The following is a 16,143-nucleotide window of genomic DNA, read 5'->3' as shown; positions in this document are numbered from 1 at the left end:
AAACCTCATGTCAGATACGAATGTAGCAACTCCAAGTTCGACCGGTCGGGATACGATCCCATGGCTGCGCCTTGTTCCGTGGGGCATCCTGATCCTGGTGATTTCAAGTGTGATGCTGGTCTCGATCCGATGGAACAGCGTTGAGGCCAACCGTGTATCGCAATCCACAGACGATGCCACGGTGCAGACCGATACGTCGGTCCTGAATGCCAAGACATCCGCCTACGTCACAAAGGTCAATTTCTCGGACTTTCAACAGGTTCATGCCGGTGAAGTTCTGGTGCAACTGGATGACCGTGAAGCCTCGGCCGCAGTTCTTCATGCCGAGGCCGCCCTGGCCAAAGCGAAGGCAGTTCTGGACAATCTCGACCATGAAATCGCCGCACAACGCGCGGTGATTGCGCAGGCCCGTGCCAACGTCGTCAGTAATTCAAGTCGCCTGCGTCTGGCCGATCAAGACAACCGGCGCTTCACCGCGCTGGCCGATTCGGGGGCGGTGACGGGTCAGGAAGCTGACAGCGCTATGTCCAATGCAGCAGTTGTGCGCGCCACCCACGCCGCCAGCGTAGCGGCTGTCGATTTGCAGAACCGCCAACTCGACGTGCTGATGGGCCAGCGGCCGCAACGCAAGGCCGATGTCATGGCGGCTGAAGCGGCACTCGAAACGGCCAAGATCCAATTGTCCTATACCAGCATTGTAGCTCCGGCTGATGGCACCGTTGGTCAGCGCTTTGTGCAATTGGGCAGCCTGCTCAACCCGGGTACGGCGGTTGTGAATTTTGTCGCACGCACGCAACCCTATATCGTCGCCAATTACAAGGAGACTCAGCTGGCACGGATCGCTCCGGGCCAACCGGTTGAGATCATGATCGACAGTTTTCCCGGCCAGCGCCTGTCGGGCAAGGTTTCGCGACTGGCCCCGGCAAGCGGCGCATCGTTTGCCGCAGTTCCTGCCGACAATGCCACGGGCAATTTCACCAAAGTGACCCAGCGTATCCCTTTGCGCATCGACCTTGACCCTGGCCAGCCGCTGATTACTCGCCTGCGTGCGGGCATGTCCGTGACGACGCGCATCAACACGCACGGAGCTTGATCGGATCATGTCAAAGTCGATGGGCTGTCGGCAAACGATGGCGTTTTTTGTCGGTTCGCTGCTTCGCGGAAATGCGAATGCCCGACCCTTGGGCGCGGTCTGCGCAGTCCTTCTGGGGACGCTGATGACCAGCCTTTTTACCCGCGACTTTGGCATTTCTCTGGCAGATATTCGCGGGGCCTATGGCCTTAGCGTTGATGAAGGATCGTGGCTCAATAGCGCGACGAATGCTGCGCAACTTTTGTCTGCGCCGATCGTGCCTTTGATGGTGGTCATGTTTGGGCCTCGTCGGGTCTTGGTGACGTCGGCTTTGATTTTCATACTCTCGATGATGCTGACGCCGCTGGCCGTGGGTATTCCGATGATCTTTGGCCTGCATATTCTGGATGGCTTTTTGCTGGGCTGCTTTGTCCCGGCTACGCTCGCCATTGTCTTTGGCAGCCTTTCTCCGCGCTTCTGGCTAATTGCATTGGGGCTCTATTCTGTCCGACTGACACTCGCCTTGCACACTGGGGTGTCGCTTAGCGGTTGGTTCGTGGAAAATATCGGATGGCAGGCGATATATTGGCAAGCCGCCCTAGCGGGCGTCGCATTCCTGTTATTGGCCGCCGTCAGTTTTCCCGCGCGTGAACCCAACTGGGATCTGTGGAAGCGGACGGATATGGGCGAATTGCTCATGTTTTGCCTCGGACTGACCTCGATCTATCTGGGGCTTGACCAAGGCAACAGATTAGATTGGGACGCTTCGGGAACGATTATCGGGCTGTTGGGCGGAGGCGTCGCGTTGATTTTGGCGGCGATTGGCTGGCAATTCATTTCTCCCGTACCCTTTGCCCATCCCGCGCCGCTGCGGCAACGCAATATCTATTTGCCTTTGATCATTGTGACCATGTTTGGAATGACCAGCGCGGCAACATCGCTCCTGATCCCGAACTTCCTGACCACCGTTGGCCATCTCAAGCCGGTCCAGTCCGGCACGGCCCTGTGGTGGATTGATCTGGTCCAGATTGTGGCCATCCCATTGACAATCTGGTCGATCCGGCGCGGAGATATTCGGCTTTCGCTGGCGGTAGGTCTGTTGCTGGTCATGATAGGTTGCTGGCTTGGCAGCGACATTACCTATGTGTGGCGAGCAGATGACTTTGCGTTCATGAGCGTGTTGATCGGTATGGGGAATTCTGCGGTCTTGCTGACCTGTATCGCCATGACTGTTGCCAATGCGGCGCGCGAGGATTTGATCAGCCTGGTTGCCTATATCCAGATCCCCCGAGTTATAGGACCGGAATTTGCAACAGCGGTTCTGACAACCCTGATCCGCAAGCGCGAAGCGGTTCACTCTTTCGTTAAAGGTACTTATCTGAATCAGCCACGCATGGACTTTCTGGATCATGGGGCAGGGGGTATGATCGGCTTGCTGCGCCGCGAGGCCTATGTTCTGGCCTTTGGCGATGCCTATAAGTTTTGCTTCTGGATTGCAGCAACTGCGCTTCTGCTCGCGGTCTTTTTGCTGCCGACGCCGCCTCATCCGCTTGCCAAACTTTCTCATCCTTCAGCAGAATAATCAGCAATCTCAGAAAGCATTGCGGTCAGGCCTGTGTGATATGGGCGGCCTATTTTGAGCGTGTCGGCGGTCAGCCGGACACTACAAGAGGCAGAAATATCTGATCCACAATTTCCGAGATTGCTTGGTCGGAAATTTGCCGTCCGCTGACCACGGCTTCGTGCAGGGCAAGGCTGAGAGGAACCCGAAGCACCCGCGCCGTGACTTTTTCCCTCGCCACCTCCCCGCGTGCAATGGCACGTTCAATGATCTGCTGCATGGGCGCATCCTGGAAGCGGGCGTCCATAAAGCTGGTGTTTTCGGCCGCCATATCTTCGCTCATTTCGATAATCAGGCGAAGTTGCGGCGGTGGCGAACGATCAGCGAAACGGCGCATCAGCAAGCAGACTTCTTCGCGCAGGTCGCCCAGATCGGGAACGTTTAACGGGTTCCTCCTAATATGGCGCACGATTGCCGCACACGCGAGACCGGCTCGCGTCGGCCAACGGCGATATAGTACCGGCCTGCTTGTTTCGGCACGCTTTGCGACTGCCTCGAAAGTGAAGTGAGAATAACCGCTGTTAGCCAGTTCTTCCCATGCTGCAGCGAGAATGGCATCTTCCAATTCGGCGCCGCGGCGCCGCGTGGCGGGATGGTCTGTCATGTTTCTCGAGAACTTTTGTTATGAAATGTCAGCCACAACTGACGAAAGGCAACTCCTGAGTCAACGACTTCCGGCATGAAGCACAGTGGTAATGCTCTAAATTTACAAGAAGCCACTTATTTTCCGTAAGCTTGGAAAAATTTCATGATGAATGCAATAATCTATATCGAAATTAATGTGATTCCTTTCTTAATTGTATCAATAATGATTTATAAATTCCGAGGCAACTCCCGTCATCGTCGCAGAGAATGACGACGGGAGGTGCAAATCTTATTTAGAATTGACGAGTTTTATTTGCGTGAAATTTTTGTGAAATTACAATTCACGAATTCGGATGTTCCGCCAGCGGCACTGGGCGCCGCGTCCCCAGCGGGCATCCTTGAATACCGCGTCATTGTCATGGACCTCCAATGCGATATGGCCCCGCGGGCCAAGCTGGTTCAGGATCTCCTTGGGGTCGTAATTAGGCGCTTTCATCGTTGCGGTGTTGATCTGGGCGATCTTCACGCCATTCACCCATGTGGTGATGACCGGCATCGCACCCACGACACGTATGCGGATTTCATTCCACTGGCCCCATTTCCACGCTTTCAGGAAATCATCGGGCTTGGCCGCATAATCGAGGCGTGCCACCTGTTCGGGCGTGACGGGCTCGATTGAGGTTTCCGGTCTGTCCAACTTCATACCGACGGGCTTGCCATTGGCATCCCGCACCGAATTGAACTTGAACGGCACCGCCATGAACGAGGCCAGACCATTGCCGAAAAAGCCGCCGATGCTGCCGCTTTCCCGGTGGTCAATCAGCACCTGAAACCCGGCCCAGTCATTCATCCCCCGGCGCAGCATTACGCCCGTATCGGCCGGCCAGTCAGGGCGTGCTTCGAGCACGAGTTCGAAATCGCCATAAGTCTTTTCGGTGATGAGATAGCCGCCATAGCCGCTGCCGGGCTTTTCCTGTTCGCCAACGATCATGCCGTCCTGGACGAACCAGTGAGCCGGATGCTTTTCCGGTTCGATGGGTAAAGGGATGCCGCGGGCCTTGCGCATATCGTCAACGGAGGGGCCGCCCGGATAAAGGCTGCCCGCCACGCGCGGAATGGAACGCCAGCCTTTTAGGCTCTTACCATCAAAGAGCGGGTGGAATTTTCCATCGGTTGTGCTGTGGGCAACGACGGGCGACAAAGCCAGCAGTGCGCAGACCGCAAGTTTCAGATATGCTACGGTTTTCATGGTCATCCCTTGTTTTTTTAGCGTGCATGTCTCTAACGGGAGACGCAGCCCCGCGCCTCCCGCGTCATGACTTATGAGGCATCAGATCAAGCGATCAGAGTTCCCGGATACGGATGTTGCGCCACCGGCATTGCGCCCCGTGGCCCCAGCGCGAATCCTTGAAGATCGGATCGTTGTCGTGAACCTCCAGCGCGATATGCCCGCGCGTGCCCAGCAGGCCCAGAATGGCCTCGGGGTCATAATCGGGCGCCTGCATCGTGGCGGTGTTGAGTTCGGCAATCTTCACGCCATTGACCCAAGTGGTGATGACCGGCATCGAGCCCACCACCCTGATCCGCATCTCGTTCCACTCGCCCCACTTCCAGGCTTTCAGGAAGTCCTGAACATCGGCGGCATAGGTCAGGCGGGCAAGCTGTTCGGGCTGCAGCGGTTCCTGTGAATTTTCGGGCATATCGGGCTGCATGCCGATCACCCGGCCTTCGGCGTCCCGCAGAGCGGTAATCTTGAAGGGCGCGGCCATGAAGGATGCCAGGCCATTGCCGAAAAATCCGCCGATCCCTCCGCTTTCGCGGTGGTCGAGCAGGATCTGAAACCCGCTCCAGTCATCGCGCAGGCGGCGCACCATGATGCCGGTGTCGGCGGGCCAGTCAGGCCGCGCCTCCAGCACCAGTTCGAAATCGCCAAACGTGTCCTCGGTGATCAGATAGCCGCCATAGCCGCTGCCGGGAAATTCCTGTTCGCCGACAATATATCCGTCCTCGACGAACCAATGCGCGGGGTGCTTTTCAGGTTCGAACGGCAGAGGTCTGCCTTGCTCAATCCACATCTCATGAACCATTGGCCCGCCTGGCTGGCGGCGACCATAGATGCGCGGGATCGCCCGCCAGCCGGACAGCGTCTTGCCATCGAATAAGGGACGAAACTGATTTTCGACCAGGCTGTCTTCACTCATCAGGCTTCTCCGTTGGGGTTCTTTTGATGGACCTGCAGCGCATCCAGCGCCCCAAGCACCAGGTTGTGATCATCAAGTTGCGGCAAGCCCGACACGGCCGCCACACCCACCATGCCCACGCCCGCCAAACGGATCGGCACCGCGCCGCCCGCCGCCGCATAGGTGGCATGGTCAAGGCCAAAGCGCTCGAACATGTTCTCGCCCGCAGCAAACTTCTGGTTCATGGCATAGCTGGAGAGCTGATAGCGCCAGGCAATGGCCACCTTGCGCTTGATCCAGCCCAGATTGTCTGCCGTCGCGCCGGGCAAAAGCGTGCTGAACAAAAGGGTTGGCCCGACTGAAATCTCGATCGCAATAGGGGCCTGTGACCGTTGCGCCGCGTCGCGCAGGAAGCAGCCCAGCCACCACGCATCATCTGGATTAAACCGGGCAAGGACAAGATCCTTTTCCCTTTGCACCAGCCCTTCGAGCTTGGGGTTGGATGACATGAAACCGACCTTTCAGTTATTTGACATGACGGATGGGGAGGATCGCCAATGTGCCGAAACCTGCAAAAATCGCAGCGGCAATGAACACCGCCTCATAATTGGAATGCCCGCCGCCGATGGCAAGAAACAGCGGCGCGATGGCAGGGGCCAGCGATTGCGGCAGACTGCTGGCGATCTGGATGATGCCCATATCCTTGGCTGCACTGCCTTTGTCGGGCAGTACGCTGGCTGCAAGTGCTGTGGTCAGCGCATAAATGATGCTCTTACCGACGCCCAACACGACCATGGCGACGATCAGCGGGGTCAGCGATGTCGTCCGGCTGATCGCAAGGAGGCCCAGCGTGACCAGGAGGCCGGCACCAACGACCAGTGGCTTCATGCGCCCGGTCTTGTCGATCACGGTCCCTGCCAACGGAGTCACGATCACTCCCAGCACAGCGATTGATGCCGTGACAGTGAACATTGCGCCGGGCACCTGTCCGGATGCCAGCCCTACCACATCCATCAGCAAAAAGACCTGATAGGTCTGCACAAAGGAGTTGCCGGTGGTCAGAAGGAAACGGCAGGAAAAGGCGAGGCCAAAGTCGCGATCACGGAATGGATTGACCCGAAAGGCCGAAAAGACCGTTGCCAGCGAAATGCCATCGGTCGATTGCGAAGGCGCATCGGGCAGAAACCGCAGCACCAGCAGCACCGCCACCAGATAGGGCAGCCATGGCACCAGAAACATCGCCACGCTGTTCTGATGGGTAAATTGGGTGATGAACGTGCCCGACACCATGGCAATGACCGTGGTCAGGCCCAGAAAGGAGGACATCCGCCCGCGCTGTTCCAGCGGCACCTGATCGGGCAGGATGGCGTTGAGGGAGGCCTGCGCCGCATTTGATCCGACCTGACAGATGAGCCAGCCCAGCCCGAACAGCCAGAGCGAATGGCTGAATGCCATGATCGAGAGGCCGGTGAGCAGGAAGAGCGAACCCGCCACGATCCAGAACTTGCGCCGCCCGATCCGCGCGGTGGTTTGGTCAGAGATCGCGCCCCAGATGGGCGCCGCCACCATCGCGCAAAAGGCGCCAATCGACATGATCGTCGCCAGATAGGCGTTCTTTTCGCCAGGCGTTGCGATCTGGCCGATCCGCATGGCGATGGTGATCGTCACCGGGGTCAGGATCGCCAGCCAATGCGCATATTGGGTAAAGGCATAAAGCGCCATGAAGCCACCGGTGACCGGTTTTGGCATGCTCGCGGAAATTTCTCCGTCAGACATCGTTTTCCTCTCCGGCCCATTCTCGGCGGCTGCCGATCACTGATTCTCGCGTAGGGCAACTCAAAATATTACAATTAAACAGATATTTGATTGGCATTTTTGCGCGGAATTTTTGCTGGCCTTATTTTTTAATGATGTTAAATTACCTCACAACAAGCCGGGGAGGAAGAGGATGATTGAGGTGGCAGTAAAAAAAATTTCGTCACCCCCGAAATGGGCGCGTCATGCCGGCGGGGCGGTCATGGGGCTTGCCTTGCTGGGCGGTGTGGCGATGGGGCGGGGGGCGGGCGATTGGGCAGCCTATCACGGCAATCCAGGAGGCGATCACTTCTCTGGGCTGACGCAGATCAATGCCGCCAATGTCGCGGGGCTGGCCCCTGCGTGGCGGATCGAAACAGGGGCGGGCGGGCTTCAGACCACGCCTCTGGCGATCGACGGCGTGCTTTATGCGATGACGCCAGACCAGACCGTTCTGGCGCTTGATGGCGCGACAGGGCGCGAATTGTGGCGGCGCGTCCTGCCCGATGCCAATCTGCAACCGGTGCGCGGATTGAGTTATTGGACGGCGGGGGCGGACAAGCGCCTGCTGGTTGGCGCGGGCGGTTATCTCCATGCGCTCGACCCCAAGACGGGGGCCTCGATTGCCGGGTTTGGCGCATCGGGACGGATCGACCTGCGCCTTGGCCTTGGGCGCGCGCCGGAGAAGGTCGCCGTTGCCCTGACCACGCCTGCGACGATCTGGAAGGGTCTGGCCATTGTGGGATTTCGCACGGCCGAATCTTCACCTGCCGCGCCGGGCGCCATCCGCGCTTATGATGTGCGCACCGGGCGCTTGCGCTGGGCCTTTCACGCCATCCCCCGGCCCGGACAGGCGGGGGCCGAAACCTGGCCCAAGGACGCATGGAAGACCGCTGGTGGCGCCAACAATTGGGCCGGCATGGTGGTGGACGAGGCGAGGGGCATCGTCTTTGTTCCCACCGGATCGGCGGTCAGCGACTTTTATGGCGCGGATCGCAAGGGCGACAATCTCTACGCCAATTCGCTGGTCGCGCTGGATGCGCTTACCGGCAAGCGGCTCTGGCATTTTCAGCTGGTGCATCACGACATTCTCGACCGCGATCCGCCCAGCCCGCCGGTCCTGCTGACGGTGAAACGCAATGGCCGCTCGATTGACGCGGTTGCGCAGGCGACCAAGCATGGCGTGCTGTTCCTGTTCGATCGCGTCACCGGCAAGCCTCTGTTCCCGATTGACGAGGTCGCGATTCCGCGCAGCCTGACGCCGGGTGAGGCCAGTTCGCCCACCCAGCCCATGCCGCGTCTGCCTGCGCCCTATGCGCGCCAGCGGCTGACCGCCGACATGCTGACCCAACGCACCCCTGCGGCCCATGACGAGGCGGCCAAGGCCTTTGCCGAATTCGTCAGTGACGGTCCCTTTGCCCCGCTGGCGGTGGACAAGCGGACCATTGTCTTTCCTGGCTATGACGGCGGGGCCGAATGGGGCGGACAGGCCATCGCGCGCGGGCGCGGCATTTTGTATATCAACGCCAATGATGTGGCGTGGACCGGCGCGCTGACCAAAGTGTCGCAGGATCAGGCCGCTGCGACCTATCAGCAGAACTGCGCCAGTTGCCACGGGATAGACCGCAAGGGATCGCCGCCCAATTTCCCCTCGCTCGAAGGCGTTGCGAACCGGCGGCTGGAGGGCGACATTGCCACCATCATCATGAAGGGCAAGGGCCGCATGCCGGGCTTTGCGCATCTGGCGCCGCAGATGACGGGCCTGATGGATTATCTGAGGCATGGGGAACAACCGAAGCAGGGCGCCGCGAGCAAGGAGGCCGTCGCGCGCTATATCTTCACCGGCTATCGCAAATTCCTCGACGCCGATGGTTATCCCGCCATCACCCCGCCGTGGGGGACGCTGAGCGCCATCGACATGAACAGCGGCGAGTATCTCTGGCGCATTCCTTTTGGCGAATATCCCGCGCTGACGCAGGCGGGGCAGGCCCCCACCGGCACCGAAAATTACGGCGGCCCGATTGTCACGGCCAGCGGGCTGCTGTTCATCGGGGCGACGATCTATGACCGGCAGATGCGCGCCTATGACGCGGCGACGGGCAAGGTATTGTGGCAGGCAACCTTGCCGCAATCAGGCGTTGCCACCCCCATCACCTATATGGCCGGTGGCCGCCAATTCGTGGTGATCGCCACCAGCAGCGCGCGCGATCCCAAAGCGCCCGCAGGCTCGGGCTATTCGGCCTTTGCGCTGCCCGCTTCCAAACGTTGAAACAGATTTCAGGATGGAAACCATGAACATAACAGCACAAGGCCACCGCCTTTTGGGTGTTGGCATCGTCGGGTCGGGGCTGGTGACCCGCTCGATCCATTTGCCCGCGCTGGCGGCGCTTTCGGATGATTTTGCGGTGCGCGCGATCTGGGATGTCCATCCCGAACTGGCCATGGCAACGGCGCAAACCTGCGGCGCGATGGCCGCGCCCACGTTGGAGGCGCTGGTGAATGATCCCGCCGTCGATGTGGTCGTCATCGGCAGCCCGGCCCAGTTCCATGCGGCCCAGACCATCGCCGCGCTGCGGGCTGGCAAGCGCATGGTGCTGGTGGAAAAGCCGCTCTGCTCGACGCTGGAGGAGGCCGATGCGATTGCCAGCGCGGCGCGCGAGACCGGCGGCATGGTCGTGGTTGGCGCGATGCATCTGTTCGACCCGGCGTGGCGATTTATGGCAGAGAAGGTGAAGGAGCAGGAGAGCGCCCCCTCGCTGGTGCGATCCTGCATCATCCTGCCGCCCAACGCCCGCTTTGATGGCTGGGCCAATGAGGTGATCCATCCCATGCCTGCGCCGCCCCCGGCGCAGCGCACCGAGGCCATGGTGATCCATGCCGCCGTCATGGGGCTGGCGATCCATGATCTGCCTTTGGTGCGGCGCTTGCTGGTCGATCCTTCGGCGCCGCAGGTTCTTCATGCGGTTCGCCTCGCCCCCTTTGGCTATATGCTGACCCTGCGCGCGGGCGAGCAGATGGTGGACATGTTTGCCTTCATGCACGGCCATTGGCGCCCGGAATGGACGCTGACGGCTACGGCTTCCGACTGGCAGGCCCATGCCGAATTCACGCCCTCCTTCGTCATGGCCGGATCGGGGCAGGCGAGCTTGACCACGCAGGATCACGTCATCAGCCAGCCCCCGATGGCGCAAAACGGCTATGCCGGGGAATGGCTGGCCATCGCCGCGATGCTGCGCGCAGAGGCCCCGCCGCCGGACCCCGATGAGATCGTGCAGGACTTCACCTTTGCCTTGGCGATTGCCGAACAGGCCGCCGCGTTGATCGAACAGGGAGCCGGGCAATGAGCATTCTTTCCATACAAGGCGATGGTATCAGCCCCGCGTGGGCCAAGGCTTTGGCTGCTTCGTTGCCCGCATCGGTGCGATTGGTTGAAACGGGCGGGGATGTCGTTCTGCTGAGCGGTCAGGGCGATTGGCCAGCGCGCCTGTTGGCCGCGATGCAGGGCGGGCAAAAGCGCTTCATCCTGATCGACCCGCAGGCAGGCGCGGCGGGGCGATTGGCGGAGGTGATGGCCATTGGCGCAGACATCACCCTGTGCGAGATCCATGCCGACAATCCGGCGGTGGCGCCCTTCCGCGCGGGTCTGGCCGGGGCCTATTCAACGGTCACGATCACAGGACAAGGCGAGGTGCCCATCGCTGATCTGGTGTTGCAGCAATTGCGTCTGGCGCGCGCTGCCGGTTTTGCGCCCAAGGCGATTGTTCACACCGCCGCCGATGCGGGGCAGGCCGTGGCCACGCTGGAGGCCACCCATGGCGAGGCATCGGTGCTGTTGCGCATGAACGCGGTGCAAAGCCGGGCGGGCGGCGGCCATCACCGCTTGTTGACACATGGGCGGACCGAAAGCGCCTGTTTGCAGGTGTGGAGCGATCCGGCGGCCCGGCCCGCCACCGCGTTTCATATCGCGGGCGACAGCACCACCGGACAGCCCACCATCTATGAAAGCGCCCACCGCGCAGTCTTGCGATCCTTGTCCGGTTCGCCCCTGGCGGCCTTGGCGGGCGATACGTTGCGGCAATGGGATCACGACGCCGCTCTTGCCATGAGCATAGCGAGGCAGGTGTAACGACGGGCCAGGCGGCGGTCAACGCTTGCCGCCGCCTGGGCAAAATGCCGTTGTTGCTACCGGTCCACCTGTGCAAATGAGGTAGAGCAGAGCTATCAGGACCAGTCACCTTGGCGCAGAAAGTCAATAATACCCAGCAAACGCCTAAGAAATTGGGCAGGCCAAGGCGCACGAGCCCGGCGGCCGTCGGGGCTTCACCCAAAGGGGCAGCCCGGCGTGAGGAAATTCTCAAAGGGCTGATGCTCAAGATCGCCCGTCAGGAATTGCGTAATCCATCTCTGCGTGAGATCGGTCGCGCGCTGAATATCGAACCGGCGCATATCCTCTATTATTTTGGCAGCCGCGAAGACCTGCTGCAAAGCGTTATCATGCGATGGGACGAGGATGCGCGGGCCGCATCGAAGTCCAGTGTTGTCACTCTTGATACTTTTGCCGAACAATTGCAGCGCAACATAGCCATCCCCGGTGTTGTCCACCTCTACCTTAATTTTGCCGCTGAGGCCGTGGACCCAAACCACCCGGCCCACGAATTTTTCAAACAGAGATTTGACAATGTTGCAGCCAATTTGGCGCAACGAATCCGTGAAGAGCAGGCTGCAGGAACGATCCGAGCCAATATTGATCCTGAATCAAATGCACGGCAATTGATTGCAATGGCTGACGGCCTGCAATTGCAGTCATTAGTAAATTCAAATGTCAATGCGTCAAAGTATATGATTGATGCGATTCATAGTTTGCGCGAATGAATTTCATTCAAGTGTATTTTGAAGAAATTCTCCGTAATTATTTATAATTATAAATAATTATAATTTTTATTGTGGAATTGTGGATTTTTGTGACTGGTAATTCCAAGATTTTTGGCGGTGTCGCATAACATCAACGGGTCTGTCCAGAAACCATCCCTCGGTACCGGGGATCCGATGCTTCCGATTGCAGCTGGGTCACCACGCAGCGCGACTGGCTCAAGTGAGCATTATCGTTGCTAAGTTGGTGCAGTTGCCGTCGGCATGCATACATATAAGATACATATCGAATCTTATTGACAGCAAAGCCCTCGCGGATAAGATGCGCTTCGTATCTTATCCGCGAGGGCTTTGCTGTCAAATGCACATGAAGAACCCGCTGCCGAGCATCTTGGCGGAAAAAACCAGCAGCTCTCTCGATAAATCCAGAAAAACCGCCGGTCTTCGCCGGCGCCTGCCAAGAAAGCGTATCCAGTCATGATGAGTAGAAACAACGGACGCTACAGGTATTCCGGCATGATGCTGGTCTTTGCAGTGTGCACCGGTACCTCGGGCCCAGCCCGGGCGCAGAGCCCTGCCCAAACACGCGATCAGGACCATATCGTTCTCGGCGTGGGCGTCGCGGCTACTCCTGCCTATCAGGGATCCACTGGCCTTCGGGTACTTCCCATCCCCGCGATCGATATTCGTGAAGGCTGGTTCTTTGCCAATCTGCGCAACGGCATTGGCGTTTTGCCGATCAGAAGCAAACATTTCGACATCGGTGTCAGTGGAATTTTCGTTCAGGGCTATCGCAATCGGGATATCCCTTCCGGCATTAACAGGCTGAGTGACGGGATTGGTGCAAGACTTTTCACCAATATCCGCGCCGGGGGGCTTGTGGCGACTCTGGGGGCAATCAAGATCATCTCGGGCGGCACAAAAGGTATGATAGTCGATGCCAGCCTTGCTTACCCCGTCAAGATGTCATCCCGTTTTTCGCTGACGCCTGCCATCACGACAACCTGGGCCGATCGCAAGCATAATGACCGATATTTTGGAGTGACGACGGCCGAATTTGAGGCCTCCGGGCTGCCAAAATTCACAACCGGAGCTGGTATGAAGGATGTTGGCGGCACGATCACTGCCGCATATCGCCTTAATGACCGGATTACGCTAAGCGCGACAGGGGGCGTCATCTCGCTGATAGGAGACGCGCAGAACAGCCCCCTTGTTCAGCGAAAAACCCAGCCCTCAGCAATACTCACTCTCACCTATCGAATGTAACGGCAAAGGCCGGGAACAGCCAGATAAGGCCGGGTTTCCGCCATTCAGATGTTGCGGCCGCGCCCGACAGTGCAAACCCGATTAAACGCAGGGCGCGGCCTATCCCTTCAAATTAAACGAGATTGCGCACTGACGCTCCGCTCGATTGCCAGAATTCCTTTTCCGCCGATCGAATCCGATCGGCGGAGCGACCAAGATGGCGGATCGCAGCCTGACACGCTGCATCGGGATCGCCCGCCCGCAAAGCTTCGAGCTGTGCCAGATGCTCGGCCTTGGTCTCGATGGAAAAATCCTTGCGTCGGGCTTCGTTCACGCGGGTGATGCCGATGCCGATGCCGATGGCGATGGCGATGTTGCGCGCCCGCACTTCGGTCAGCTTGAACTAATAGACATTGCCGCTGGCCGCCGCGATGGCCGAGTAGAAACCGAAATTCTCGGCAATCCCATCCTCATTGGCATCCTCTGCGGCGCAAAGGCGTTGCCAGGCCTGTTCGATCACCGCCATTTGGGCTGGCGTGCGTCTGCGCGCTGCCAGTTCGGCAATTTCCGCCTCCATCACCCGGCGCGCAGAGACAAGATCGAGCAAGGATTTGACCGATGACCGGGTGGTGGCATCCAGACCGCCATTGTGCATTTCCGGGTCGCGTACAAAGGCCCCGCTGCCCTGAATGGTTTCGACCAGACCTTCTGCGCGCAGGCGAGCGATGGCTTCGCTTACCACGGCGCGGCTGAACCGTTCCGTATTGATAACGGAATTGAATCCGACCTTCGTCAACTTGCGTGCCATTCTGCTCGTTCTCATGGACAAAATCCACCGGCAGCCGCGCATCGACCAGCGCGGCATAGGTGCCTTGCAGATAATCGGTCGATTTGCCCTTGGCTTCATGTCGGTGGCTCATCGTGTTGGTGGGCACGCGTGGCCATCTGACCAAGCGCCTGAAGGTCCGATATGATCTTGAGGCGGACTGTCAGCCGCAGGTCTATGGTTTGGGCATCAAGGAATCAGAAATCGGAATGACCCATTGAAGCGAGGGCTGGGATGCCAATGGCCGATCCAGCCGACGGACAGCACATTGAACCACACGGCGCGGACCTGCCCGGCAAAGCCGTGCATCCAGATAGGCGTGGTGGGGGCGCTCACCACCTGTTGCATGAAATCGCCCAGCCAGGCCTGTTCGATAGTTGAATGCCCATCGCCCGCGTCTTTTATATGCCAGAACGGCATTCGCGGGGAGCGATTCGCATCCTGGGCCGCCTCATCAAGCGGGGGTAGGGCGGTGGCGAACAGAGCCTTGCGGTGATGATCATTCATAGAACATCCTTTCCGCCTTGCGCCAGTGCCCGGCGCAGTGGCCATGCAAGTCGCAGCTTGATCGCCTAGCGTGAAAAGCCTGCGAAGGGCGTCAGATATTCCGCGCCGAACCTGTCCAGCTTGGCCGGATTTCCGGCGTGGTGTCGCCATAGACATAGAGCTTGATAATTGTGGCAAGGCTGAGGAACGGTTCGGCAAAGGGGCTGAAAGTTTGCTCAACATGGGGCAGTAAGCCCTGCGTGCGGTAACACTCGATGATGTGCACCACGGTATGATCGGCATTGACCACATACTCATAGGTAGTCCTCCCAGATACTTTCCAGCGAACGCACCACTAGGCAGTTCTCGGGTTCTACCGTGCGATATTGGCGCCGGGCACGCTCTGCCTCATGGGCTTCACGTTCGCGCTGCAGGATTGACATCCAGCCGGTCAGTCCGCGCTTCTATAGCGAGAAGAATGGTGGACATATCGAGACGGGCATTGCCGAGTCCGATGCTCTCTTCGTAGAGACTGCTGGCCAGGTCAAGCATTGGTGAAGCGATCCCGGCAACACGAGCGGCGTCGGCAATGAGCCGGGTACTGTTTAGGGCATCTTGCGTTGCAGCCTGAACGGAAAAATCTCGCGCGATGAGCTTGGGAAGTTTGACTTGTGTAAAATCGCTGTTCATTGGCCCCGCTTCGAGTGCTTCCTTAAAGGCGGCAATACCAAGATCATGCTTGTCGGCAAAATGAAAGGCCTCTGCCAGGCCGGCAAGCATGGTGTTGAGAAACAGATTGATCGCCAGTTTCATCAAGAGGGCATTGCCTACCGGCCCACACGCCACGGTCTTCCGGCACATCGCGAAGAGCAGGGGGCGGACCTGCGCCACCGTCGCGGGTTCACCGCCGAGCAGCGATACCAGTTGTCCCGCTTCGGCAGGTTTGCGCGAACCTGAAACCGGCGCCTCGACATAGCGCCCGCCGGCAGCCGAGATATCGACGGCAAGGCGCCGGGAATAATCCGGCGAATTTGATCCCATCGAAACCACAATATGGTCGGCAACCAGCAAAGCAAATTCGGGCGTTCCTCGCTTCAGGACACTGTCGAGTGCAGTTTCGTCAACCAGCATGAGCAACACGGTGCGGGCCTGCCTGAAGACATGTTCGACGCTTGAGGCCACCTCGGCCCCGGCAGCGCGCAAGGGTTCAACCGCTGCTTGGGTGCGGTTCCAGACAATCAGGTTCACATTGGCCTTCGCCAGGTTCAGCGCCATGGGCTGTCCCATCACGCCAAGACCGATGAAGCCGATCATCTCTCGTACCGAAGCGTCATGCTGGTCAAGGGTGTTCGCCATGGCGGTTAACGTTCCATCGTTTGATTGAGCGGACCAGCCACTTTGTAGATCGGCCAGCCCCCCTGTTGCACAATAGTTCTATATTTTAGGGCATTTGGACACAAACTCG

At 59.0% G+C, this 16,143-nt stretch carries 16 protein-coding genes and 1 pseudogene; 8 read left to right on the top strand and 9 right to left on the bottom strand.

What is annotated here, in order from left to right; translation table 11 throughout:
• The first annotated feature begins 7 nt into the window (after window positions 1-7).
• Window positions 8-1,093, top strand: coding sequence for an HlyD family secretion protein (locus ACZ9HU_RS15595; RefSeq protein WP_476106205.1), 1,086 nt, complete (start codon window positions 8-10; stop codon window positions 1,091-1,093).
• A gap of 7 nt (window positions 1,094-1,100) precedes the next feature.
• Window positions 1,101-2,654: an MFS transporter gene (locus ACZ9HU_RS15590; RefSeq protein WP_476106202.1), complete on the top strand. Its 1,554-nt coding sequence runs from the start codon at window positions 1,101-1,103 to the stop codon at window positions 2,652-2,654.
• Between the two features lie 70 nt (window positions 2,655-2,724).
• Here ACZ9HU_RS15590 and ACZ9HU_RS15585 read toward each other — a convergent pair whose 3' ends face one another.
• The 5 genes from ACZ9HU_RS15585 to ACZ9HU_RS15565 form a co-directional block, all read right to left on the bottom strand.
• Complete coding sequence (locus ACZ9HU_RS15585; protein ID WP_476106201.1) at window positions 2,725-3,297, bottom strand: TetR/AcrR family transcriptional regulator; 573 nt, start codon at window positions 3,295-3,297, stop codon at window positions 2,725-2,727.
• A 315-nt stretch (window positions 3,298-3,612) separates the two neighbouring features.
• Window positions 3,613-4,527 (bottom strand): 3-keto-disaccharide hydrolase, encoded by a 915-nt coding sequence (locus tag ACZ9HU_RS15580; protein WP_476106199.1) that lies wholly within the window; start codon window positions 4,525-4,527, stop codon window positions 3,613-3,615.
• 94 nt (window positions 4,528-4,621) lie between these two features.
• Window positions 4,622-5,479 (bottom strand): 3-keto-disaccharide hydrolase, encoded by an 858-nt coding sequence (locus ACZ9HU_RS15575; protein WP_476106196.1) that lies wholly within the window; start codon window positions 5,477-5,479, stop codon window positions 4,622-4,624.
• A complete protein-coding gene (locus ACZ9HU_RS15570; protein WP_476106194.1) occupies window positions 5,479-5,967 on the bottom strand; it encodes a heme-degrading domain-containing protein in 489 nt (162 codons plus the stop codon). The genes ACZ9HU_RS15575 and ACZ9HU_RS15570 overlap by 1 nt, the downstream gene beginning before the upstream one ends.
• 16 nt (window positions 5,968-5,983) lie before the next feature.
• Entirely contained in the window at window positions 5,984-7,234 is a 1,251-nt protein-coding gene (locus ACZ9HU_RS15565) for an MFS transporter (protein ID WP_476106192.1), read from the bottom strand.
• Window positions 7,235-7,415: 181 nt separating this feature from the next.
• On the opposite strand from ACZ9HU_RS15565, the gene ACZ9HU_RS15560 reads away from it, so the two are divergent.
• The 5 genes from ACZ9HU_RS15560 to ACZ9HU_RS15540 all read left to right on the top strand — a co-directional run bounded on the left by ACZ9HU_RS15560 (window position 7,416) and on the right by ACZ9HU_RS15540 (window position 13,387).
• On the top strand, window positions 7,416-9,521 hold the full coding sequence (locus tag ACZ9HU_RS15560) for an outer membrane protein assembly factor BamB family protein (RefSeq protein WP_476106191.1): 2,106 nt from the start codon (window positions 7,416-7,418) through the stop codon (window positions 9,519-9,521).
• A gap of 22 nt (window positions 9,522-9,543) precedes the next feature.
• Entirely contained in the window at window positions 9,544-10,596 is a 1,053-nt protein-coding gene (locus ACZ9HU_RS15555; RefSeq protein WP_476106189.1) for a Gfo/Idh/MocA family protein, read from the top strand.
• Window positions 10,593-11,378: a hypothetical protein gene (locus tag ACZ9HU_RS15550; protein ID WP_476106188.1), complete on the top strand. Its 786-nt coding sequence runs from the start codon at window positions 10,593-10,595 to the stop codon at window positions 11,376-11,378. Before ACZ9HU_RS15555 ends, ACZ9HU_RS15550 begins: the two co-directional genes overlap by 4 nt.
• Before the next feature lie 110 nt (window positions 11,379-11,488).
• Complete coding sequence (locus tag ACZ9HU_RS15545) at window positions 11,489-12,124, top strand: TetR/AcrR family transcriptional regulator (RefSeq protein ID WP_476106185.1); 636 nt, start codon at window positions 11,489-11,491, stop codon at window positions 12,122-12,124.
• A 513-nt stretch (window positions 12,125-12,637) separates the two neighbouring features.
• The gene (locus tag ACZ9HU_RS15540; RefSeq protein ID WP_476106183.1) at window positions 12,638-13,387 is read left to right on the top strand and encodes a MipA/OmpV family protein; all 750 of its coding nucleotides are present in this window, start codon (window positions 12,638-12,640) and stop codon (window positions 13,385-13,387) included.
• 112 nt (window positions 13,388-13,499) lie between these two features.
• Here the strand turns inward: ACZ9HU_RS15540 and ACZ9HU_RS15535 are convergent.
• Window positions 13,500-14,021: pseudogene (locus tag ACZ9HU_RS15535) on the bottom strand (FadR/GntR family transcriptional regulator).
• 70 nt (window positions 14,022-14,091) lie between these two features.
• Here ACZ9HU_RS15535 and ACZ9HU_RS15530 point away from each other — a divergent pair.
• Window positions 14,092-14,340 carry a hypothetical protein gene (locus ACZ9HU_RS15530; RefSeq protein WP_476106390.1) on the top strand — a complete coding sequence of 83 codons (249 nt, stop codon included), beginning with the start codon at window positions 14,092-14,094 and terminating at the stop codon, window positions 14,338-14,340.
• Window positions 14,341-14,381: 41 nt separating this feature from the next.
• Here ACZ9HU_RS15530 and ACZ9HU_RS15525 read toward each other — a convergent pair whose 3' ends face one another.
• The 3 genes from ACZ9HU_RS15525 to ACZ9HU_RS15515 all read right to left on the bottom strand — a co-directional run bounded on the left by ACZ9HU_RS15525 (window position 14,382) and on the right by ACZ9HU_RS15515 (window position 16,034).
• Window positions 14,382-14,699, bottom strand: a complete 318-nt coding sequence (locus tag ACZ9HU_RS15525; protein ID WP_476106181.1) for a hypothetical protein — start codon at window positions 14,697-14,699, stop codon at window positions 14,382-14,384.
• 91 nt (window positions 14,700-14,790) lie between these two features.
• Window positions 14,791-14,988 carry a hypothetical protein gene (locus ACZ9HU_RS15520; RefSeq protein WP_476106179.1) on the bottom strand — a complete coding sequence of 66 codons (198 nt, stop codon included), beginning with the start codon at window positions 14,986-14,988 and terminating at the stop codon, window positions 14,791-14,793.
• Between the two features lie 107 nt (window positions 14,989-15,095).
• Window positions 15,096-16,034: an NAD(P)-dependent oxidoreductase gene (locus tag ACZ9HU_RS15515; protein WP_476106175.1), complete on the bottom strand. Its 939-nt coding sequence runs from the start codon at window positions 16,032-16,034 to the stop codon at window positions 15,096-15,098.
• Between the last annotated feature and the right edge of the window lie 109 nt (window positions 16,035-16,143).

The organism is Novosphingobium sp. Sphag1I, from assembly GCF_056279125.1.
The sequence above is the reverse complement of the archived record's forward strand: the minus strand, read 5'-3'. Positions and strand labels throughout refer to the sequence as shown.